Source organism: uncultured Brachyspira sp. (genome assembly GCF_910578695.1).
In the GTDB taxonomy this organism is placed as follows: domain Bacteria; phylum Spirochaetota; class Brachyspiria; order Brachyspirales; family Brachyspiraceae; genus Brachyspira.
In genome coordinates this window covers 108,466-131,149 of record NZ_CAJTQJ010000003.1, presented here as the reverse complement: position 1 = coordinate 131,149, position 22,684 = coordinate 108,466, and the positions used below count along the sequence as shown (strand labels likewise).

At 27.9% G+C, this 22,684-nt stretch carries 23 protein-coding genes, 1 other RNA gene and 1 pseudogene; 5 read left to right on the top strand and 20 right to left on the bottom strand.

Translation table 11 applies throughout. The annotated features are described in order from the left end of the window. The 7 genes and pseudogenes from QZ288_RS01960 to deoC all read right to left on the bottom strand — a co-directional run. A pseudogene (locus QZ288_RS01960) lies at positions 1-329 on the bottom strand (hypothetical protein); the annotation flags it as partial. Between the two features lie 315 nt (positions 330-644). Next, entirely contained in the window at positions 645-2,177 is a 1,533-nt protein-coding gene (locus QZ288_RS01955) for an ABC transporter ATP-binding protein (RefSeq protein ID WP_295154401.1), read from the bottom strand. An 85-nt stretch (positions 2,178-2,262) separates the two neighbouring features. Next, on the bottom strand, positions 2,263-3,339 hold the full coding sequence (locus QZ288_RS01950) for a BMP family ABC transporter substrate-binding protein (protein ID WP_295154399.1): 1,077 nt from the start codon (positions 3,337-3,339) through the stop codon (positions 2,263-2,265). A gap of 39 nt (positions 3,340-3,378) precedes the next feature. Continuing rightward, positions 3,379-4,464, bottom strand: a complete 1,086-nt coding sequence (locus QZ288_RS01945; protein WP_295154397.1) for a BMP family ABC transporter substrate-binding protein — start codon at positions 4,462-4,464, stop codon at positions 3,379-3,381. Positions 4,465-4,469: 5 nt separating this feature from the next. After that, positions 4,470-5,270, bottom strand: coding sequence for a nucleoside phosphorylase (locus QZ288_RS01940; RefSeq protein WP_295154395.1), 801 nt, complete (start codon positions 5,268-5,270; stop codon positions 4,470-4,472). A 3-nt stretch (positions 5,271-5,273) separates the two neighbouring features. Beyond that, a complete protein-coding gene (locus tag QZ288_RS01935; RefSeq protein WP_295154393.1) occupies positions 5,274-6,095 on the bottom strand; it encodes a nucleoside phosphorylase in 822 nt (273 codons plus the stop codon). Positions 6,096-6,111: 16 nt separating this feature from the next. Beyond that, positions 6,112-6,762 (bottom strand): deoxyribose-phosphate aldolase, encoded by a 651-nt coding sequence (gene deoC, locus QZ288_RS01930; RefSeq protein ID WP_295154391.1) that lies wholly within the window; start codon positions 6,760-6,762, stop codon positions 6,112-6,114. 589 nt (positions 6,763-7,351) lie between these two features. On the opposite strand from deoC, the gene QZ288_RS01925 reads away from it, so the two are divergent. Then, a complete protein-coding gene (locus QZ288_RS01925; RefSeq protein WP_295154390.1) occupies positions 7,352-9,013 on the top strand; it encodes an ankyrin repeat domain-containing protein in 1,662 nt (553 codons plus the stop codon). A gap of 337 nt (positions 9,014-9,350) precedes the next feature. Here QZ288_RS01925 and QZ288_RS01920 read toward each other — a convergent pair whose 3' ends face one another. Beyond that, a complete protein-coding gene (locus tag QZ288_RS01920) occupies positions 9,351-9,737 on the bottom strand; it encodes an ATP-binding protein (RefSeq protein WP_295154388.1) in 387 nt (128 codons plus the stop codon). 198 nt (positions 9,738-9,935) lie between these two features. Here QZ288_RS01920 and QZ288_RS01915 point away from each other — a divergent pair, with 198 nt between their 5' ends. From QZ288_RS01915 to QZ288_RS01900, 4 genes are all read left to right on the top strand, one after another. Beyond that, complete coding sequence (locus tag QZ288_RS01915) at positions 9,936-11,054, top strand: DegT/DnrJ/EryC1/StrS family aminotransferase (RefSeq protein ID WP_295154386.1); 1,119 nt, start codon at positions 9,936-9,938, stop codon at positions 11,052-11,054. A 765-nt stretch (positions 11,055-11,819) separates the two neighbouring features. Beyond that, entirely contained in the window at positions 11,820-12,011 is a 192-nt protein-coding gene (locus QZ288_RS01910) for an N-6 DNA methylase (protein ID WP_295154384.1), read from the top strand. Next, the gene (locus tag QZ288_RS01905; RefSeq protein ID WP_295154382.1) at positions 12,008-12,196 is read left to right on the top strand and encodes a hypothetical protein; all 189 of its coding nucleotides are present in this window, start codon (positions 12,008-12,010) and stop codon (positions 12,194-12,196) included. Before QZ288_RS01910 ends, QZ288_RS01905 begins: the two co-directional genes overlap by 4 nt. Positions 12,197-12,301: 105 nt before the next feature. Further along, positions 12,302-13,267: a radical SAM protein gene (locus QZ288_RS01900; RefSeq protein ID WP_363322941.1), complete on the top strand. Its 966-nt coding sequence runs from the start codon at positions 12,302-12,304 to the stop codon at positions 13,265-13,267. A gap of 14 nt (positions 13,268-13,281) precedes the next feature. Here QZ288_RS01900 and rnpB read toward each other — a convergent pair. The 12 genes from rnpB to QZ288_RS01840 all read right to left on the bottom strand — a co-directional run bounded on the left by rnpB (position 13,282) and on the right by QZ288_RS01840 (position 22,681). Beyond that, positions 13,282-13,622: RNase P RNA component class A (gene rnpB / locus QZ288_RS01895), an RNA gene on the bottom strand. 891 nt (positions 13,623-14,513) lie between these two features. Continuing rightward, on the bottom strand, positions 14,514-15,683 hold the full coding sequence (locus QZ288_RS01890; protein ID WP_295154378.1) for a site-specific integrase: 1,170 nt from the start codon (positions 15,681-15,683) through the stop codon (positions 14,514-14,516). Positions 15,684-16,450: 767 nt separating this feature from the next. Then, positions 16,451-16,660 (bottom strand): hypothetical protein, encoded by a 210-nt coding sequence (locus QZ288_RS01885; RefSeq protein ID WP_295154376.1) that lies wholly within the window; start codon positions 16,658-16,660, stop codon positions 16,451-16,453. A gap of 18 nt (positions 16,661-16,678) precedes the next feature. After that, on the bottom strand, positions 16,679-17,347 hold the full coding sequence (locus QZ288_RS01880; RefSeq protein ID WP_295154374.1) for a hypothetical protein: 669 nt from the start codon (positions 17,345-17,347) through the stop codon (positions 16,679-16,681). A 32-nt stretch (positions 17,348-17,379) separates the two neighbouring features. Then, positions 17,380-17,928: a hypothetical protein gene (locus tag QZ288_RS01875; RefSeq protein ID WP_295154372.1), complete on the bottom strand. Its 549-nt coding sequence runs from the start codon at positions 17,926-17,928 to the stop codon at positions 17,380-17,382. Positions 17,929-17,939: 11 nt separating this feature from the next. Beyond that, positions 17,940-18,203: a hypothetical protein gene (locus QZ288_RS01870; RefSeq protein WP_020063762.1), complete on the bottom strand. Its 264-nt coding sequence runs from the start codon at positions 18,201-18,203 to the stop codon at positions 17,940-17,942. Beyond that, complete coding sequence (locus QZ288_RS01865) at positions 18,204-19,031, bottom strand: hypothetical protein (RefSeq protein WP_295154362.1); 828 nt, start codon at positions 19,029-19,031, stop codon at positions 18,204-18,206. After that, entirely contained in the window at positions 19,024-19,626 is a 603-nt protein-coding gene (locus QZ288_RS01860) for a glycoside hydrolase family 19 protein (protein ID WP_295154360.1), read from the bottom strand. The genes QZ288_RS01865 and QZ288_RS01860 overlap by 8 nt, the downstream gene beginning before the upstream one ends. A 96-nt stretch (positions 19,627-19,722) precedes the next feature. Continuing rightward, on the bottom strand, positions 19,723-20,061 hold the full coding sequence (locus QZ288_RS01855; protein ID WP_295154358.1) for a hypothetical protein: 339 nt from the start codon (positions 20,059-20,061) through the stop codon (positions 19,723-19,725). Positions 20,062-20,134: 73 nt separating this feature from the next. Beyond that, positions 20,135-20,524 (bottom strand): ArsR family transcriptional regulator, encoded by a 390-nt coding sequence (locus tag QZ288_RS01850; protein ID WP_295154356.1) that lies wholly within the window; start codon positions 20,522-20,524, stop codon positions 20,135-20,137. A gap of 3 nt (positions 20,525-20,527) precedes the next feature. Next, the gene (locus QZ288_RS01845; RefSeq protein ID WP_020063767.1) at positions 20,528-20,722 is read right to left on the bottom strand and encodes a hypothetical protein; all 195 of its coding nucleotides are present in this window, start codon (positions 20,720-20,722) and stop codon (positions 20,528-20,530) included. Positions 20,723-20,737: 15 nt separating this feature from the next. Further along, positions 20,738-22,681 (bottom strand): hypothetical protein, encoded by a 1,944-nt coding sequence (locus QZ288_RS01840; protein WP_295154350.1) that lies wholly within the window; start codon positions 22,679-22,681, stop codon positions 20,738-20,740. Between the last annotated feature and the right edge of the window lie 3 nt (positions 22,682-22,684).

The window sequence follows — 22,684 nt, the reverse complement described above, 5'->3', positions numbered from 1 at the left end:
TCTTTTTCTTTTTCTTTATAATATTTTATATTATGAGAATGTGTACTGTATAAAAAAGGCAGATTTATATTATTATCAGGATAAAATCTTAAAGAAGCATAAATATCTTCCATATCATTTTCAGTAGATCTTTCAAGTACTCCTGTTAATGTAATTTCTCCGTCAAAATAAATTGTGGCACAAGAATAAGTGCTGTCAAGTTTTTTAATTTTGAGAGTATTTTTTATTATTTTGCCATTATCACTTAAAAGGTTATCAAAATATGCATTATTAGGCGGAAACGCCAAAAGTAAATTAACACTTAAAATAAATAAAATAATTTTTTTCATTGTTTGCTGAATATCTCCTATAAATTTTATATTTCTCATTTATATATAAAAACTTGTGCAGATATCTGCGTAATACCTGCCGCTCTTAACAATGTCAGACGCTCATAATTTTTATAATTTAAGTTATAAGCTGCTTTATTGTTGCTAGCTATAAATTTGCTTTAGAATAGCTAATAACCTACTTATATCAGTTATTAGCTGCCCATTTATTTTTTTATTTTCTCATTATTTAATTTTTTTATAATACAGACATATATATTATAAATTAATTAATATTTATTATGCACTCCTCTATTCACTTCTCTATTCACTTCTCTATGCACTCCTCTTAGAACCTGACATATAAAGCCCTAATTCATTAATAGTTAAATCTTTATTTAAAACATCAGCGGCAATCTCTCCTTCATACATAACAAGTATTCTATCGCTTAAATTCATAACCTCATCAAGCTCCAAAGATACAAGTAAAACAGCTTTTCCGCTGTCCCTTTGTGCAATAAGTTCTTTATGTATATATTCTATAGCTCCTACATCTAATCCCCTTGTAGGCTGAACAGCTATAAGCAAATCAGGATTTCTGTCTATCTCTCTCGCTATAATAGCTTTCTGCTGATTTCCTCCTGACATACTTCTTACTATAGTTTTTGCCCCTTCTGCACTTCTTATATCAAATCTTTTTATCAGTTCATTAGCATAATTTTCTATTTCTTTAAATTTTAAAAATCCGTTTTTTTGAAATTTATCTGTAAAATAAGTCTGAAGTATAGTATTTTCTTCTAATGTATAATCAAGTACAAGTCCGTGCTTATGTCTATCCTCAGGAATATGCCCTATACCGCTTAAAGTTCTATTTCTTATAGAAAGATTAGTAATATCTTTTCCATTTAAAGTAATACTGCCTGACATATCAATTAAACCTGTAAGAGCATATATAAGTTCGCTTTGTCCGTTTCCGTCAATACCTGCAATACATACTATCTCTCCTGAATGCACATCAAAAGAAACATTTTTTACTATATTTTTTTCACTTTTATTACTGATAGATTTAACATTCAAATTTTTTACAGAAAGTATTATATCTTTAGGATTGGCATCTGTTTTTTCTACTACTAAAGATACCTTTCTTCCAACCATCATTTCAGACATCTCTTCTTTGCTGGTGCTTTTAACATCAATAGTGCCTATATATTTTCCCTTACGAAGAACAGAACATCTGTCAGCTGCCTCTTTTATTTCATTTAATTTATGCGTAATAAAAAGTATAGATTTGCCCTCTTTAACTAAAGATTTCATAATTTTAATAAGCTCTTCTATTTCATTAGGAGTAAGGACAGCAGTAGGCTCATCAAAAATGAGTATATTATTATTTTTATAAAGCATTTTTAAAATTTCCACCCTCTGCTGCATACCCACAGTTAAATCGCTTATTAGAGAATCAGGATAAATTTCAAGTCCGTAAGTTTTGCTCAATTCCATTACTCTTTTTCTAGCATCATCAATCTGAAGTATTCCGTTTTTAACAGTTTCAACCCCAAGCATAATATTTTCCAAAGCAGTAAAATTATGTACAAGTTTAAAATGCTGATGCACCATACCGATACCTAAAAGATTAGCAGTATTAGGATTATCAATATTTACTTCTTTGCCATTAACTTTAATAATTCCCTCTTCCTGTTTATAAAGTCCGAAAAGTACGCTCATAAGAGTTGATTTACCTGCACCATTTTCTCCAAGTAATGCATGAATCTCTCCGCGTTTTAATTGTATAGTAACATTATCATTAGCTATTATACCTTTAAAACATTTTGTAATATTAATCATTTCAACTGCATATTCTGAATTTTCCATTTATATATATTTCCTCGCAATTAATATCTATAAAAAGCAGATATATACTAAATCCCTATTAGTTTTATTAATTATTTATTAATGATTATTGTATAAAATTAACTTTAGCTATATTTAAAGGCAGTTCATTAATATCTTTAACATCTTTATCAGTAAGAACTTTTACCTCATCATATACAAGTTTCTGATATATTGCATCATAATCGCTTTGAGTAAATACCTTAAATTTAGAAGCTTTCATAGGAAGCCCTATACCATTAACTTTAGCATCAAGTATTACAGATTGTCCGCCCGGAAATTTATTATTATAGAAATTATCTATTGCATTATAAACAGATTCTCCAAGCATTTTTACAGCAGAAGTAATAACTGTTGGAGATTCAGAGCTTTGATCTATATCAACGCCTATAACCAAACCGTTATTATTTTCAGCAGCACTCATAACTGAATTGCCTGCACCGCCTGCAGTAGCAAATATCACCTGAATACCGCTTTGATACCAAGAAGTAGCTAAAGTCTGATTTTCAGGAGTAGCATTGAAATTACCTATATAAGTATAGTTAATTTTTATTTCTCCTGAAGGAAGCCCCATTTCTCCAGCAGCATATTCTGCACCCTGTATAAAGCCATATCCAAATTTTATAACAGCAGGTACAGCCATTCCAGCCATAACACCCAAATTAGTATATCCTTCTTTTACTATAGCATAGCCTGCCAAAAATCCGGCTTGTTCTTCAGCATAGAGAACTGAATAAACATTTTTTTCTATTCTAAAATCTGTATAAGTTCCGTCCTGAGGAACACCGTCCAAAAGTACAAAACCTACATCAGGATGAGTGTCCTGAGCTTTGTATACTGCAGGTTCAAACAAGAAACCGGGTGTCACTACTAATTTAGCTCCTGCTGATACCGCTAAATCTATAGCATCAACATAAGCATCTGTAGTTTTTTGGGCTGGCTGATAATACTTATGAGATATGCCTTTCTCTTTAGCATATTTGCTTAATCCTTCCCAAGAACCCTGATTGAATGATCTGTCATCTATAGTACCGACATCTGTGATTAATGCTAGTTCATATCTGCCTGATTTTTTCCCTCCTCCGCAGGAAATCATAAAAATAATACCTATCACAAAGATAATTGAAATAAGATTTTTTTTCATATTGTTTTCTCCTAATTTATAAAATTATAATAATAAAATTTATTTAATATAATTAATTGTCACCATATCTAAAGGAAGCTCCTCTGCTGTTTTTACATCGGTATCTTTATAAATTTTAATAGTTCTGTTTACAAGAGTATTATAGATAATATCATAATCATCTTTAGTAAAAACTTTAAACTTTGATGCAGACATAGGAAGCCCTATTCCATTAAGCTTGGCATTTAGTATAATAGTCATTCCTCCGTTAAAAGTACCATTATAAAAAGAAGCTACTGAATTATAAACAGATTCTCTTATCAGCTTCATAGCAGATGTAATAACTGTAGGAGATTCAAAACTCTGATCAGAATCAACTCCTACAACTAAAGCATTATTCTCTTCGGCTGCTCTCATAACCGAATTTGCTGCACCTCCTGCAGGAGCAAATATCACCTGAATACCGCTTTTATACCAAGAAGAAGCAAGCTCCTGATTTTCAGGATCAGCATTAAAGTTTCCCAAATAAGTATAATTAATTTTTACTAATCCTAAAGGAAGCCCCATTTCTCTGCAGGCATATTCTGCACCCTGCACAAAACCGTAGCTAAATCTTATAACAGGAGCTATATCAATTCCTCCCATAACGCCTAAATTAGTGTATCCTTCTTTTACTATAGCATAGCCTGCCAAAAATCCCGCCTCTTCTTCAGCATAAAGAATAGCAGAAGTATTAATTGAAGTTTTATAATTGCTGTAAGTACCGTCCTGAGGCTGTCCGTCTATAAGTATAAAATGAATATTAGTATATATATCCTGTGCTTTGTAAATAACAGGTTCAAACATATAACTAGGAGTTACTACAAGTTTAGCACCATCTTTAACTGCAGTATCTATAGCATTTAAATAAGAATCCATATCTCTTTTATCTGAAACCCTATAGTATTTATAACCTATATTATGTTTTTCAGCATAACTCTTCACTCCTTCCCAAGAACCCTGATTAAAGGATCTGTCATTAATAGAACCTAAATCTATTATTACAGCTATTTCAGGAGTGTTTGAATCTGTATTTGTATTTTTAGTGCATGAAAATACAAATATAGAAATGATAAATAAAATACATAATACTATTTTTTTACTCATAATTTTTATCCTAATATTTTATTATTTTTATCTTTATCTATTAAAATTTTAATTGCCTCTATTATTAAATCTATAGCCTCTTCGCCTGTATAATCTTTTTTATCATTAATATTTTTCTTTACTCTCTCCTGATTATGTAAAACAAGCATGCAGGCTCCTGTACGGACATTTTTAGCCGCACCTACTGCAAATAAAACAGCTGACTCCATTTCTGAAGCTAAACAGCCTGACTTTATATAACTATCCCATTTATATAATAACTCTTTATCCACTGCCATACTTTCAGGTGCATGCTGAGCATAAAAAGCATCTTTGCATTGAACCACACCTATATGAGTTTTTATTTTGATTTTTTTACTGCCTTCAATCATAGCTTCAAGAACATCTATATTAGGAACGCATGGAAACTCTTTAGGTATATAATTGTCCATAGTGCCTCCGCCTTTGACAGCTCCATTAACTATGACAACATCGCCCGGCAGTACTTCTATATTCATACCGCCGCATGTACCAACACGAAGAAAAGTATCAGCTCCTATTTTTATAAGTTCTTCTAAAGCTATAGCAGTAGAAGGTCCTCCTATACCATGAGATACTGCCGAAACCTTAAATCCGTTTATATAGCCTGTATAAGTAACATATTCTCTATAATCAGCTATTAATTTTGCATTATCAAATCTTTTAGCTATTTTTACGCATCTTTTAGGATCGCCCGGCATTATAATATATCTTCCTACATCGCCTTTCTTCAATTTCAAATGATGAACTAGATTTTCATTTTCCTCATAATAGGATTTTGGAAACATATATTAATTACCTCTTTCTATTTTTTTATCTTTCTCATTTAATAATACTATAGCTTCTAATGCAGTTAATACCATATTTTCTATATTATCGCTGTATTCTAAACGAGTACCCATTCTTTCAATCATTGTATTTTCTACTATATGCATTATTCCCCCAGCCCTTACTTTTCTCAAAGAGGCACATGCAAAAAGAGCAGCACATTCCATTTCTGAAGCTATTGCTCCGCATAATGTATAATATTTAAGATTATTTTCAAACTTCTCTCTGAAAAAAGAATTCTGGGGCTCTAATTCACCATAAAAGCAGTCTTTACTATGTACAACTCCTATATGATAATCAGCATTTCTTTTTTTTGCCGCATCTCTTAAAGAAAAAATAATATCTGTATTTGCAATGGCTGGATACTCAAAAGGTATATATTCTCTTGAAGTGCCTTCATCTTTTACAGCAGCCTGAACTATTGCCAAGTCATTAGGCTTTACTTTAAGGCTTAATCCTCCTGCAGTACCGACTCTTATAAATGTATCAGCACCTACTTTAATAAGCTCTTCCATAGCTATTGAAGCAGAAGGTCCTCCTATGCCTGTAGAAGTTACCGATATATCAACATTTTTATATTTACCTGTTATAGTAACATATTCTCTGTAATCAGCTTTAAGCTCGGCATTATCCAGAAACTTTGCAATATATCCTACTCTTTTAGGGTCGCCCGGAAGAAGCACATATCTTGCTGCATCGCCTTTTTTAAGCTTTATATGATATTGAAGAAGATTATTTTTAAAAGCCTCTTCATCATAAAATGCTTTAGGTTCTTTATAATACATAAAATATTACTCCTAACTACAAAGCCGATTTTACTATTGCTATACCGCTGCTTGTTCCAAGTCTGCTTGCTCCTGCTTCTATCATTTTTAGAGCATCTTCATAAGTTTTTATTCCGCCTGAAGCTTTAACACCAATCTTTGTTCCTACTGCCTCACGCATAAGCTTCACATCATATTCAGATGCTCCGCCTGAAGAAAAACCTGTAGAAGTCTTAACAAAATCTGCACCGCATTCTTTGGCTATTTTGCATGCTAATACTTTTTCTTCATCTGTTAGAAGACAAGTTTCTATAATAACTTTCAAAACACTAGCATGACATGCATCTCTTACCTTTTTTATATCTCTTTCAAATAAATCAATTTTTCTGCTTTTTAGAAAACCAATATTGATAACCATATCTATTTCATCGGCACCGCTGTCAACTGCAAATTTAGCTTCATAAGCCTTAGCCTCTTTCATCATAGCCCCCAAAGGAAAACCGACTACAGAACATACTTTCACATCAGAATGAAGAAGAAAGTTATAGGCAGCATCTACATAAGCAGAGTTCACACATACAGAATAAAATCCGTACTCTTTTGCCTCTATACATAATTTTCTTATATCATCTATTACTGCTTCAGGCTTTAAAATAGTATGATCTATCAGCTTATTAAGATTGTTCATATTTTCTCCTCATATAAAACATAATATAAAATATTATTCCATTTGTCAAATTTATATATTTTATATACTAATAGTATAATAAATTAATTTCTTTAAATCATAAAAAAAATGAAAATAATAAATATTTTTATTTTTTATAATATAAAATAATGGGCTATCCTATATAACTTAAATTTGTTAAAATTTAGGTATGAAACGCACGCCTTTGGTTTTGAGTAAAGAAAAGAAATTAAAATAATAGAGCATTTTGCAGCAAGGACATATTCAGTATTAGTAAAAATTAATAAAATAACAGCTTTTTATTATTTTTTAAGATTAAGAGAATTAATACTTGAATATGAAACAGAGAAAGAAATTTTTAATGGTGAAATAGAAGCTGACGGCACTGCAAGAATGTACTTCGTAAAGTTATTTCGGCGGTAAAAGAAATGAAATGCCAATATTTATTAAAGAATGACAATTTAGATTCAATAATAAAGATATTGAAAAACAATTAGAAATTATATATAATTAAGCAAAAAGGGAGCTTTTTTAGTTATATAGTATATCCCTTAAAATAATATATAATATACATACAAAGGGTAAAAAGATGAAAACAGTTATTTATATTATTGCTATTTTTATAGTTTCAGTAATTTCCTGCAATCGTGCAAAAGACAGCAGTAAAGAAACAGAAAACACTCAAACTAATCAAACAGAAACTAATCAAGTATATATTAATCCTACAACTACAAATAATAATAATAATATAGATATTAATAAAACTAAATCTCAGCAGACTAATGAATATATTCAGGGTACAGAAATTGATCCTATACCTACAGGATATGAAAAAATAGATGAAATACTTAAATCACATAAATACAAAGCACCAATATATGAAATATCAAAATTATTAGCAGAAGAAGGCTTGGAAGGAAAAATTACTGAAATGACAAATTTCGGCAATAAATATATTTTTAAAGATTCTACTCCTTTATTTTTGGCAGTTCAATTCGGATATAATGATTTAGCAAAAGAGCTTATAAGAGAAGGAGCCGATGTTAATGCTATGGCAGACGATATGGAAACAGAAAACGGTATTGATATGCTTTACTATGCTGTTAGAAATAATAATGCCGAAATGACTGAAATTTTAATTGATAAAGGGCTTGATGCAGGCAGAGATTATGGTTATGAATATCCTTATTATCTGACAGATATTGCTATAAATAATGATAATCTTGATATACTTAAACTTCTTGTAGAAAGCGGAGATATTGATTTGGAAGAAAGTTTAATTCCTAAGGCGGTTGAAAATCATAATATAGAAATAGTTAAATATTTAATATTTATAGGACAAGATGTAAATGCTCAAATATTTTTTGACGGATTTTATACTGACTCTCCTATGAAAGTGGCAGCTGAAAACGGCAATATCGAAATAGCTAAACTTTTAATGGATAAAGGAGCAGATTTAAACTCAAGCGATGATTATATATACTATGCTGTAGATTATGGTAATTATGATATAGCTAAATTATTAATAGATAATGATGTTTTTAATCTCAATACTAATACAACTAGAGAAGAAGCTATAAAATTAGCAAAAAATAACAAGTATTATGAAATAGAAAAATTATTATCAAGCGAAGATACTGATAATATAGAAGGCTATGATGATATAATGAATGCTGTATCTAAAGGCGATATAAAAGCATTAGAAAAACTTATAAAAGAAGATACAGAATTAAATAAAGAGTATGATAAAATTACCCCTCTTGGTTTGGCTGCAGCTAGAAATGATAAAGATATGGTTAGATTTTTGGCAGAAATGGGAGCTGATATAAATTTAGAAGACGGATACGGATATACTCCGTTAATAAAAGCAATGAATTATCGTAATATGAATTTAGCTAAAAATATTATTGATTTGAAGCCTGATTTAAATGCTGTATGTTCAGCAACAGGCGATACTCCTTTAACATATCTCATAAGCAAAGTGCATTTTGGATCGGATATTTGTTATTATTTGATAAAAAACGGTGCTGATGTAAATAAAAAAGATAATAACGGAGATACTCCATTAATACTTGCTGTACAAGGTATAAGTTATGGTATTTTAGGAGTTATTGTAAATATGGGTGCTGATTATAATATTAAAAATAATGACGGACAAACAGCTATTGACATTGCTGCAGCTAAAAATGACAGATCAGCACTTCATCATTTAAATAATCCTTTAAGTTTAGAACACTATCTTAGTTATTAAATATAAATAATAATAAAAAGTGCATGCATTATATGTGTGCACTTCTCTTAAAAATATCTAATTTCAATAAACTTTACTTTTATAGTTATTTTTTGTATAATAATATTATGAAAGATATAATAATATTATTAAAGAATGGCAGGTATTACGCCGATATTGGCACAAGTTTTTTTTATTAGTAAATAATCTATAATAAAAAATTACGAGCATCTGGCAAGTACTTGACATTGTCAAAAATGATAGTGGTAATTAAAAATAATTTTAAATATATAAGCTAATTCAAGGCTAATATTGTCTGCAGTATCGGTAATAGTATAAAGTTTATATTAATATACTTTTAATTTCTATACTTAATCATTATTATTTTTCTTCCGTTATCTTCAAAATAAAAATCATCTGTGTATAGAGAAATCAAAAATATTCCTCTTCCGCTGTCTTTATAAATATTTTCTTGAGATTCTGTAAGCTCTATCATAGCTAAAGTATAATCAAAGCCCTCGCCTTCATCTTCTATAATAACTTTTACCATTTCATCATCAATATTAAAACATATATTTATATTTTTGCTATAATCGTTTTTATTTCCATGAACTATTGAATTGGTTAAAGCTTCTTCAAAGGCTATTTGCAATGCATCGCATTCTTTTATTTCATTTGAATGCAGAAAATCTAAAAACTCATTAGACACTTTTGGTATTAATAATTTATCGCTGGGAATTTTCATAAAGTTTTTTTTGTATATTTTTTACAACCCTCAATTTCTATATTTCAGCATAAATGATATTTTTAGCCATTTGTATTATTTTAATATAAAGTATAGTAAAATAAATTTCATTGTCAAGTTTTTCACTATATAAAAAATATTGACATTAATTATAATTTTGAATACAATTTGATTATATTTAATAACAAGGATTTTTTTATGAAGTATATGAACCTTTATAGGGGATATGAAAAAAGAAAAGAAGCTATTGATAAAAAGATATCTTCTATTATAGAGAGAAGCCAATTTATATTTGGCGAAGAATTAGAGATGCTTGAAAAAGAATTATCAAATTATACAGGTGTTAAATATGCTGTAGGTGTGTCATCAGGACATGTCGGATTAGTGCTTTCACTTTTGGCATTGGGATTTAATGCTGGAGAAGATCATTCAAATAAAGAAATAATAGTACCTGCTATGACTTTTTTTTCTACCGCTGAGGCTCCTGCTTTTTTAGGAATGAAAGTAAGAGTTTGCGATATTGATGAATATTTTAATATGGATGTAAAAAAGCTTGAGAGTTTAATCAATAAAAATACTGCTGCTATTATACCTGTTAATTTATTCGGACAATGTGCCAATTATGATATTATACTTGATATTGCTAAAAGGAATAATATATTTGTTATAGAAGATGCATGCCAATCATTCGGAGCCAGCTATAAAAATATAAAATCATGTTCTGGAAAATTAGGAGATATTGCTGTAACTTCATTTTTTCCGGCAAAGCCTTTAGGCTGTTTCGGAGACGGCGGAATGGTATTTACTAACAATGAAGAATTATATAAAAATGTAAAGCAGCTTCGTCATCATGGTGATGAAGGCGGAATGATACATATTAAATTAGGAACTACAGGAAGACTCGATAATTTACAGGCAGGCATTTTGCTTGAAAAATTTAAAGGCTTTGATGAAGATATGAATCATAGAAGAAATGCAGCCGAATATTACAGCAGTCAGTTAAAAGATATAGTAAAAGTTCCTGAAATAGCAGAATATAATAAAAGTGTTTATGCTCAGTATGTCATACAAGTAGAAGATAACAGAGATGAAATTAGAACTAAATTAAATGAATTGGGCGTGCCTACTGCACTTTACTATCCTCACCCAATACATTTAGCACCTATATTAGTTAAAAGTCTGGGATACAAAGAAGGAGATATGCCAGTATCAGAATATGCTTCAAAACATAATATAGCTTTGCCTATAGATAATGATATTTTGAAAGAAGAGCAGGATATTGTTATAGAGGCTGTAAAAAAGATAATGAATAATTAATTTAGAATTATGATAAAAGCAGGTGTTTAGGCACTTGCTTTTTATTTCTTATATTTAATAAATAAATTTCAAAGTATATAATCATCTCAAATAAATGGTATTATATCATTAATTATGATATAATAGACTGTTAATTGGTTTAATAAAAAATATTGAAGAATAATTTTAAATAAATATTTACTAAAAATGAAAGGTACATAAAAATGAAAGATGAAAGTAAAATAGAGAAATATTTCATTAATAAACTCATAGAGTTAAAATATACATATTGTTATAGATAAACTCGCTTTAAAATAGCTAATAACCTCCTTATTGTCGGTTATTAGCTGCTCGTTTATCTCTTTGTTATTGTTATCGATAAACTCACTTAATAATAGCCGACAATTGATATTATAAAACTTGTGAGTGTCTGACATTGTTAAGAATGGCAGGGATTATTGACGAACAAGTTTTTTATTAGTAATAATAAAGATAAACAAACAGCTTATAACTGACATAAGTAAACTATCAGCTTGCTTATAACTTAAATTATAAAAATTATGAGCGTCTGACATTCACAGAATGGCAGAGTACCAAAGCTCATAATTTTTATTGGAAATAATAATAAATAATAATTTTTAATAATAATAAAAAAATAATTAAAAAAAGTGAGCCGAAGCACATCGATAATTTATTATCGATGTAGTTAAAGCGACGCCTGCCAACACTGTAGTGGACTTCGTCGGCACGCATAGCAATAATAAAAACTAATAATTTTGTATATTGGTGCTTAAAAAATGCAAAAAATTTGACGATGTGCTTATTATAAATGCAAGCAATGAATTTGAAAAAGGAAAACGTCAGAATATACTTTTAGATAAACATATTAATAAAATAGTTGATACATATAAATACAGAAAAAAAAACGACAAAAAATATTCTCAAAGAGTATCAAAGAATATCTATGAAAGAATATGAAAGAAATAGAAAAAAACGGATATAATCTTAATATTTCAAGATATGTAAATATATCAGATGAAGAAGAAATAATAAATATAGATGATGTAATACAAGAACTTAATAATATAAAAATAGATATAAAAAATGCCAAATTAAAGCATAATAATTTTTTAAAAGAACTTGGAATTAAAGAGCTTCCTTAATGTTTGAACTATAAAAATTAATAAAAATATAAAACCTTTTATCCTAATTTTGACAAATTAATTTATTTTAGTATAATACTTAATATAATATAATTATTGGTATGCATTTTGTATAATAAAAAACATTTAGAGAGTATAGATAAATCAATAGAAAAAGCAAAACTTCTTTATGATAATTGTATATGCTGCGGACATATATGCAATGTTAATAGAAATAAAAACAAAATTGGAAGATGTAAAATTTTTGAAGATACTAATCATATAAAAGTAGCTTCCCGTACTTTGCATTTTGGAGAAGAGCCTATGCTTGTAGGAGATAATGGAAGCGGTACGGTATTTTTTTCAAGCTGCAATTTAAACTGTGTATTTTGTCAGAATCATCAAATAAGTTCCGACGGTATAGGAGAAATAATTGATATTAATATTTTAGCTGAATATTTTTTAGATTTAGAAAAAAAAGGAGCTTTAAATATAAATTTGGTTAGTGCATCTCATATTATATATCCTGTTTTGAAAGGATTAAAAATTGCTTTAGAAAAAGGATTAAATTTACCTATAGTATATAATACTAATGGCTATGATACAAAAGAGCTTTTAGATTGTTTAGATGGTATTATTGATATATATCTTCCTGATTTAAAATATGTATTTGATGATAAGGCTTTTAAATATTCCAAAGCTGCAAATTATTTTAATACTGCTATGAATGCTTTAGAAATAATGAAAAGTCAGACAGGAGATTTAATAGTTAATGATAAAGGAATTGCTGAAAGCGGGATTATAATAAGGCATTTGATACTTCCTAATAATGAATCTGACTCTTATGATGTATTGATAGAATTAAAAGAAAGAGGTTTTTTAAAAAGCACTGTATCTTTAATGTCTCAGTATAATCCAAAATTCAAAGCTTGTAATTTTGAATCTATTAATAGGAAAATAACTAAAAAAGAGTATGATGATATAGTTAACTATGCTATTGATTTAGGATTTGAAAATTTACTTATTCAGGAAATAGAGAGTTCTGAATCCTATTTGCCTGATTTTACAAAAGCTAAGCCTTTTCAGTACTAATTATTAATCAATATAAAGTAAGCGGAGCTATAAGCCGTATTCTGTCATTTAAGGTAAACATTTATCTTTGCATTATATCGCTACAATGCTTTAGCGAGCCACCTGAAACTTAGGAAAAGGGCAATCCGTTTCTGTTTGCTCTTGCCTCTCATGGGGTTTGCACTGCCATTTATGTTGCCATAAATGCGGTATGCTCTTACCATGCCTTTTCACCCTTACCAAATCGGCGGTATATTTTCTGCTGCACTTTCCATAGACTTTCGCCTTCAAGCCGTTAGCTTGCATGATGCCCTTTAGAGGTACGGACTTTCCTCAGTATTAGTTAATTAAATACCGCGTTTACCCGCTCCGCATAGTCAATTACTCTATTATAAAACTTATAAAATGTCAATTATTAATTTATTATTAATAATAAAAATAATAATTTTAACGAATTTTTTTAGATTTATAGAAAGCGATACAAGTGTATTTTTATTGACTGATAAAATACAAGTGAGTAAAAAACTATATGAGAAAGTATAGTTTATATAACTTGTATCGCATTTCGAGCTAATTAAATTAAAAGAACAATTACTGTTATTTTTCTTTAGAGCATACAGCCCTGCAGAATATAGTACACCTATATACTTTTTCATATTTTTACTCCGATGCCAAAAGGTTTCTCACGCCTTTTTTGATAGCATTTTTTATTTTATCAGTCATTAACTAATATACACAAAAATATTTTAAAGTCAACAAAAAAACATTTTTTTTAAAATTTAAAATACTGCCGTAAAGAGTGTTTTTTAGTAAAGTATATATAAATGTATACCTAGATAAAAAAGTCCCTAAAAATAAGGCTTTACGCTTTAAATAAAGGCATTGTAATAAATACTTCAAACATCAATTTGCATTATATTATCGCAATAGCATTCAAATATTTTTTGTCTCAGCCATTATTCAAAAAATAAAATCTGCATAAGTCAGTCAGTTAGTTTAAAGTCTTTAAATAATCATTAGGTTAATCTTTAACAGGTCTTTAATATATCTTTAAACTCGTATAGCAAAATGTTATTTAGCAATATAGCAAAATGTTATTTAGCAATATAGCAAAATGCTATATTAACCTATATATATGCAATTTTTTTATACTACACAAATTAATATTTTCTAATATTTTTTATATTAACTAAACAGTATTATAGTTTTTACTAATCATAAAATTAGCTCGCAGGCTGTAATCTTGGCAGAGATTACAGCCAATCTTTTAAGCCCTATTAAAATCCTTTTCAATTTTTTCAAAACTGTTTAATATTTCATTCATTCTGCCCGTTAAGTCTTTCCATTCTTCAAGCATATTTATTTTAATGTCTTTTTTAATACAGTCTTTTTTCGTACTATTTTGAAACTTAGAAAATGGGTGATTTTCCATAGCCTCTTTTATCATTCCAGCAAGAACATAAATATATCTTGACACGGTTGTATTAATATTTTGATGTCCAAGCATTTTTGATATAACATAAATGTCAGTTCCGTTTTCTGCCATATCAGTTGCAAAGCCTCTTCTTAATGAATGACAAGTAACTTTTATATTTGTTTTTTTAGAAATGAAATGCATTATTGTGCTTATAGTATTTATGTTAAGAGGATCTCCGTTTGTCTTAATAAATAGCATATTATGTATTTTGTTTCTCTGCTTTAATATAGATTTTCTTAATTTTAAATATTCAAATAGTTTAGATTTTATAGAATTAGAAAAAGAAATAATTCTTGGTTTATCTCCCTTGCTTTTATAAATAGCTATGGTATTATTATCAAAGTGAATATTGTCAATGTCTATGCAGGCAAGCTCCTTACGGCGTATGCCTGTATTAGACATCAGCAAAAGCATGAATATATTTCTCTCATCTGCAAAACTTTCTGATTTTTCTTTTATCTTTTTTGTAATAGATAAAGTTTCATCTGCTTTTATTAATAGCTGATTTTTTACGATTATTTTTGGAGTTTTAAGCTCATCAAAAATATCAAAAAAAGTTTCGGTACTTATTTTTTTTAATTTCACTAAATACTTAAAATAACTTTTTACAGCCATAACTCTGCAGTGAATGATGTCGGCGCCGAGATTTTTATTAACTTGATAAGAGATATAGTCTTCAATGCATTTTCTGTTTACTTTATTATACAATACCGTAGTATTGTATAATAGTATATCTTTAGACAGTCCTATATTATTACTATTAAGTATTTTTTCGGACTGTACTGTATTATACTGTCCGATACTGTAATAATTATAAAGAAAATTATAAAAGTTTTTGATGCTGTTTGCATAAGTATTTACTGTAGATTTTGACTTATAAAGTTTTATATATTCAAGATAATTGATTATTAAATTAGAATTATTGTTATCATATAATTTTAGATAGTCTAGCGTTTTCATAAAAACAGCTCCTTTTATTTTAATAAGCCTGTCTTTGATAGGCAGGCTTTTCAAATAAAAAGTTTTTTAAACTGTTTTTAATTTTTTCTGAGCAATAATATTATCGTCTTAAATAATTTTTTTATTAAATATTTTATTGCTTATTTTTATAAAAAAGTTTAAAATTCATTTATATTAATTTCTAAAAACTCATAAATTATATTTCAATTTTTCAAGGGCAGGAGTTTAAGCTCCGCCCTTATTTTTTATATTTCATTTTATCCCTCCATATAAAAAAGTAGGTGAATTATGACTTTTAATTTAGAAAAAGCTATTAGAGCAATATTTGTTATAGCCAATACCGTAATTGCTCTAATAGACATATTTAAAGAATGAACAATATAAAACTTTGTTCTCTATCAGGCATACACTGCAAGTATGCCTGATGCAAAAATTATAATATTAAAATAAATAATATCAAGGAGTTGTATATGACTAATGAATTAGAAAAAAAAGAAGAGTTAAAAAAAAGCACCAAAAAAACTGCACTGGGCTTTTACAGCTTCAGAAGAGTGTATTAATGAAATGAAAGACTATGCAAGAAAGTACAATATGTCTTTAGGCGAATATATAGAGGCTATTCATAAAAGATATTTAGAAAGCATACAAAAAAAATAATTTTATAAAAAATAGGGCGGAACTTTTTAAGCTCCGCCTTAAAACATTTTATTGTTAGTAGAAAATGGCAGATTAGAAGTAATATTGGATTAGCAATTTCAAACTTTGATTTATGAAATAATAGCTATAAAAAACATCAAGCATCCATAAGCTAATTTAATAAAATAATATACTGATGTTTTTTCTTTAATAAGAGCTTTTAATCTATCTCTAAATGTTCCTTCAACCTCATTCATAAACTTGTTATAGTATTTTACTATTCCAATAAAAGTAAAAAACACCATAGCACCTATTAAAAAAATTAATATTAATTTAAACATATTTACTCCTTATAATTTTTAATATACTGTTAAAGAATTATTAACTTCTACATTATCAAATCCGTCTTGATATATAAACTTTATATAACATGATGCAGATACATCGCTAAAATCTTTTTGAGATATATCTATATCTGTAGTTCCGCATAGATTTACAAAAGGATCATTGCTTATATTAAATACACTAAAAAATAAACTATCAATTATATAGCTTCTGTCACTAGATAAATTTTTATTAAAAAATGGTATTGCTGTTATTCCATTATATAAAGCATTTACTTGTATTTTAGGCAAATAAAAAAAACTTGCTAAATCTTTTGGAAATGTAACAAAAGATAAAGTATTGTTGTTTATCTTTTGAATAGGTAAATAAGTAAATAGTTCATAAACAGCTAAAATCATTTCCTGTTCGCTAATGTTTATATTTATTTCAGATATTTTTTTAATTTTATTGAATAATATCGACTTTGATGATGAACTTCCTTCATTTCCTAAACCATCAATTCTTTCTTTTAACTCATTTATACTAGAATGTAAATCTTTGATATTAGAAACAGGAGCTTCATTAGCCTGACCGCCTTTTAATTTTTCTACATTTGTTATTATTTGATTAATATCTTCAGCATATACAGTTTCTTCATTCTGCTGTGCAGATACTTCTTGATATTCTGTAGTTTTTTCAAGCATAATAAAACTCCTATTGTTTTTGTTATTTATTTTTATATAAGTAATAATTTGTGGCTACTTGTGCATTGTACCAAATCTGCCATTCTCCTATTTTTATAATACTTTCCTGATACCTTCTCATTAAATCCTGCCGATTTGTTGCTGACTTTATAATAAATATTTCTGGCGGTGTAGAAAGCGGTACTTTGACATATTTTATTTTTGTACTGCATGAAGTTAATACTATTAAAATACTTATAAAAATTATTAGATATACTATTAAATGTTTCATATTCTGTCCTTGTCAGCTTTTCTTGGTCTATGCTTTTAATCATAGTATCAGAATTACTAAAACTATTTTGGAACTTTTCATTTTCTTTAATAAACAGTATCTCATTTTGAAGTGTTTGAGTTTGAAGCTCTAAACCTTTAATATTCTCCTGATATTGTGCAATCTCTTTTTCCTTTTGCCTTATAGTATTATTTTTATATGCTATAACTGAAAAGCATACAAAAACTACTAAAGCAATAATAACAGCAGCTATTATTCGCTTGCCTAACTTAGTTCTAAAAAAACTAAAAAACATTGTCGATGTAATCATTCTTACTCCTTTTATTCTTTATTATTATTTTTTTTATCATCATCATTATGATTATTGTTTTTTAATATCTTTAGAAAGCCTCTTAAATCGCTTCCCATACTGACACTGCTTAAACCTAAAACTATAATAAGCAATGCAACTCCCCAATCCTGAGCAGGAGTTAATCCTTTTATTACTATTAAATAAAATACAACAACCCATCCTAAAACAAAGCTGATTATGCTTGTATATATGCTTACTTTTTTATTGGCATTATGTTTGTCTATAAAACTCATTTATCTAACTCCATTATATTTTAAATTGTCGTGAAATATGCCTAGAAGAAACTTCTGCAAATATTCAAGATTTTCTAAAACTATTTCACTGTCTTTAATAGTTGTTTCAGTAAAGTTATTATAGATAAATACATAATAACTTTTTAATCTGTCAGCAGCAGGAATATTTTTAAGATTTTTCAAAAAATCCTTACGTTTCTCATATTGTGCTTTATGATTATTGTAAATTGATTTGTAAATATCTTTAACTTTGTCTAATATAATCATATAATAGAAGTTGCAGATATTTTCTAATGCCAATTTTTTTATACTTATAATATCGCTTTTAGATAAAGATGTATTATATATATCTATAATTTCTATTCTTTTTTCTTTTACATATTTTTCAAACTCGGACTTGTTTTTATTAAGTATATGATTATGTGCTATGTAGCTTATGATTTGACTTTGTACTTTTAATGTGCTTTGACTTATTATACTGCTGTATTCTTTATAAACTGTAAGCGATGTAATTTTATCATCATATTTAAACTTATTTTCATCTTTATTATCACCATTATAATAAGCTAATATTTCACTGTTATTTTTAGATTCTAATACAGCTAGTTCTTTTGGGGATTCAAAAGCATTAGATACTATTTTATTTTGATTCTCTATAGGTTTTTCTATATTAGCTTTATTATTTCCAAACTCTATAGTACCATCTTTAAGATTTGCTTTTAAGTTAGCTTGTTTATTATGCATAATAAGTTCTTTAACCCATTTCCCTATAATAAGTATTGTTGTACAAATACCTATTATAGATAAGGCAGTCAATATATCAGCCATTTGAACCCTCTAATATTTTTAATATTCTTTCAAATCTTTTCTGCCTATCCTCAAGTCCGTTGTATCCGCCGTTAATAAGTTTTGTAACTCCTTTAACATCGCCTTGAGAGGCTAAAATACCGCATCCTTTTTCCTGCCAAAATAATAAAGCAATCTCTACAGCATTATTAGACTCTTTTGCCAAATCTGGATTATTAACTAAATCAGCATTTATTTTTTTTCCGTAATTTCTATAATTATTTTTTCCAGTAAGCTGAATAATACCTCTGCCTCTATATTTATAGCCTTCGTCTTCTGTATTACCTAAACGACCGCCGTAAACAAAGTTGCCAATAGCCTCAGCTCCCTGAATACATAACTTTTTAGCATTTTCCAAACTTCCAACCCTTTTTTTGAAAACATCAAAAAGCCTTTGAGGAGTATATCTGAAGCTCTCTTCAAGCCTTTTATAATCATTACTTTCATGCGTAGTTTGTGCTAAAAACATAGCAGCTTCTTTTTTATCCGTAATATTGTATTTTTGAAAAGCATTATTTAATGGCATAAGCCATTTTATATTTATACCGATTTTATTTAATATATTTTCATTAAACATATATCACTCCTCTTTATTTTCTATATTGCTGTCGCTTTGCGTGCCTAAAAATCCCGCTATACTCCAGTATAGCGGCGGCTCATACTCGCTTATTATTTATCTTTCCTCTTTTTTTAATTCGTATACTTTTATATATTCAGTATTTGATTTCGGTTTTGCTATTTGAAGCGTCACTTCTCTTTGCTTTAATACTTTAATTTCTGTTTCTATATTCACTATAGATTCGCTGTATTGATACGATGTATTCGCATGCATTGATATGTTATATCCGTTATGCACAACTTTACCTTCATGTTCTTTTAATATTTTAAGAACATCATCTTTCATAGCCTCAATATTTTCGCTATTCTTTTTCTCATCATTTTTTAGCTTAATATATTTTTCTATTAATGATATTTCTTTTTTATTTAATTCTGTTATACTTTCCTTTGACATGTTTTATCCTTATATTGATATTCATACACTTATATAAAAAAATATAAGGATAATTCATTGCTTATATAAAAAATTATAAAATATATGGCATTATTTGTATCATTGATTCTTGAAGCTCTTTTTTTATATTATTCAGTTTTTGGGAAATATTACTCTGAGACATTTTTAATTCTTTTGCTATTTCTTTTTGTGTATATCCTTTTGACAGCAAAGAAAGCATTTTTCTTTGATCTTTTTTAAGTAATGCTATTATTATTCTTTTGCTGTCTCTATCTTCTAGTTTTGACAGGCCAAAAGTATATATAATATTTGAGAGATCTATTTCAAATGCATTAAATGTAGCATCAGAATAAATATCATTATTATTTTTTTTATTTCTTATTATTTTTTTCATATCATCGCATAACTGTACGCATGTATCTCTCTTACTGCATAAATTACAGGTATTAGCATTTTTTTTCATTTTTTATCTCCATAAATTATTTATGTGCTCTGCAATTTTTATAGCATCATGAGTATTACAAATATTTGTAATATTTAATTCTTTTTTGGCTGAATCTATATCATGTTTCAATTCAATATATTCTGCATAATTATAGCTGTATGCTATATCTTCTACTGACATATTATCTATTGCAATAACTCCTAAACTTGTAATCATAATGCCTCCTAAAAATTATAATTGTCTTAGCTTAATTACATTATCAAATATATTGAGTTTGAGTATTTCACACTTGCAAGGCTTTATATAATAAGTGCCGTTTTCTCTTCTATATTCAAACTCTACTATATCAAATAACTTTAGAAAATCTAAAGTTTCATAATATTCAAATGTATAATACTCTTTTAATAAGTATCTGCTTTTCATTATTTCATTAGATAAACTGATAGTGTCTTCTTTTCTTTTTAGTAATGTTTCAAACTCCTCATGTGCATTTATTCTATGCCTTTTTTTAGCTTCCTCTTCAAAGTCAGTATTTTTGTATGTAGATTTTAATAGATCATATTTAATACTGCAGCTTGATAAATATTCACCTTCTTCTACCGTTTTATCAACTCTTCCCATGCAGTATTGTTTTATTTTATATTTAGCTTCATTACTGCGAAATCTTGTACTAATAAAATCTATTTTATTGTCATATATCTCTAATCTTCCTTGCTCTAAAAATGAAAGTTCTCCTATTAAATCAAGTGTAGTTTTTTTATTATCATTATCAAGCAAAATAGCTATTTCTCTTGAACGTTCTTCTTCAATCTGCCAATTTTCTATATTATAATTTTCTTTAATGTATGCTATGTTCTCATAATCTTCTAAAATCTCTCTAATGAGAGTTAAAGATTTATAAGGCGGTATATCTATTTCTGCATATAACTCATATAAATTATCATTAGTATCTGTTATAGAATGTATTTGTTTATGTCCTCTAAAAATTAACTGACCTTTTTCTTTATCTAATGTCCATACTCTTTGACTTCCTTTTCCATCATTATAATCTTTAAACTCAGGTATAAATATCTCCAATTCTCCGCTTATAACCTTACCATTTTCACGTTCTATTATTTCATTTTCGCTTTCTGGTGTTTCTATAAAATATATATGCGGCTTCAATTTATTACCATCAAGTTTGTCATTTCTATTAACAATACTTTCTATAGCATGTCTTGATGTATCGCATATTTCAAAAACTACTTCTGGTATTAAATCAGGATTTAATATATCAGGAGTATAATATTTTATAGGTTTTAATTTTACTATAATGCCATGTCCAGCTGCTAAAGTTCTGCAGGTGTCAATAGTATCTTCCCCGCTTTGAACATTCTCTGGGAAGTTTTTTAAGTCTGAATATTCTTTTTCACTGAAAACATTTTTAGGAAGTTCAGTAGAAAAAGAAGCTCTTATATCCGATGCTGTTATTGTTACAGTTTCTAAAAAAGCATAGTCAGGCTTTTGAATAAAACCAGAGAATATAATTTTTGAATCAAAAAAATCGCTGCCGTCAAACACCTGCCTGACTAAAAATCTATTGCCGTATAAATTAATAAAATCATCAAAAAGTCCGTCATCATTTCTTAATGTAACAGACATCTCATTTGTTTGAATAGTATCAAATGCAAGCGAATCCCCTTCTATATCCGCTGTATCTATCTCCTCAACTCTAGGTTCTATGTATATATTATTTAATTCAGTAATTAGGCGACTGCCCGCCTGTGGCGAATTATTATTACTATCAAGCCATTCACGTGTGGAGAATAATCTTTTTATATTTATAATAATATTTTTCTTGCTGTAAGGAGTTTCAAAGTTATTAAAATGTATAGCTATATAATTTATTTTATTTTCTGTATATTGATAATAAGATTTATTTTGCTGATAAAGAGCTTCTAAAGAAAATACTTCTATATATCCTCTGTCATTGTCAACACTGATAGAACCTATATTAAATAAATTATATAATTCATTTTCTTCTATATTAAATAATTCATTAAAATAAGAATCTTTGTATAATGAATATATTTCATTAATACTTGCAATCCATACACCTGCAGAAGGTGCGAATATTAATCTAGTATCAGGACTAGAAATATCAAGTTCTATAATGTTTGCAAATGATTTAATCATTTT